Origin of the sequence: Micrococcus sp. KRD070, from assembly GCF_017168435.1 — a bacterium.
Lineage (GTDB): Bacteria > Actinomycetota > Actinomycetes > Actinomycetales > Micrococcaceae > Micrococcus > Micrococcus luteus.
This window is the reverse complement of record NZ_JABFNH010000023.1, coordinates 23,720-24,218: the sequence shown is the minus strand read 5'-3', so window position 1 is coordinate 24,218 and position 499 is coordinate 23,720. Positions and strand designations below refer to the sequence as shown.

The following is a 499-nucleotide window of genomic DNA, read 5'->3' as shown; positions in this document are numbered from 1 at the left end:
GGATCAGGGGCGGGGGCCCCGGGCACCGCCCGGGGGGAAGTGCTGGTCGACCACCTGGCGGGCCAGGTCGACGATCCGGCGCTCGTTGGCGAAGGAGAGGCGGCGCGCGACGTCCTCAAGGCGCACCCACGCGACGTCCACGGCCTCGTGGTCCGGGTCGTTCTCCGTGGTCAGCTCGCCGCCCGTGGCGCGCAGCAGGAAGTGGTGCACGGTCTTGTGGACGCGGTGCCGGGCGACTGTGAACCAGTAGTCGATCGCGCCGAGCGGCTCGAGGATGTGGCCGGCGATCCCGGTCTCCTCCTCCACCTCGCGCACGGCCGCCTGCCGGTGGTCCTCCTCGCCCTCGGGATGGCCCTTGGGCAGGCACCACTCGAGCCGGCCACCGCGGTTGTAGCGGGCGATCACGGCCACCTCGAGGCCGCCGTCGTGCTCGCGGACGATGACGCCGCCGGCGGAGACCTCCTCCACCGTGGGCAGGGAGGCGGCACCGGCGGAACGG

Annotated in this window: 1 protein-coding gene; it reads right to left on the bottom strand. The window is 74.1% G+C overall.

The features are described from left to right. Positions 1–3: 3 nt before the first annotated feature. A complete protein-coding gene (locus J1M38_RS09525) occupies positions 4–477 on the bottom strand; it encodes an NUDIX hydrolase (protein ID WP_164971987.1) in 474 nt (157 codons plus the stop codon). Positions 478–499: the final 22 nt, after the last annotated feature.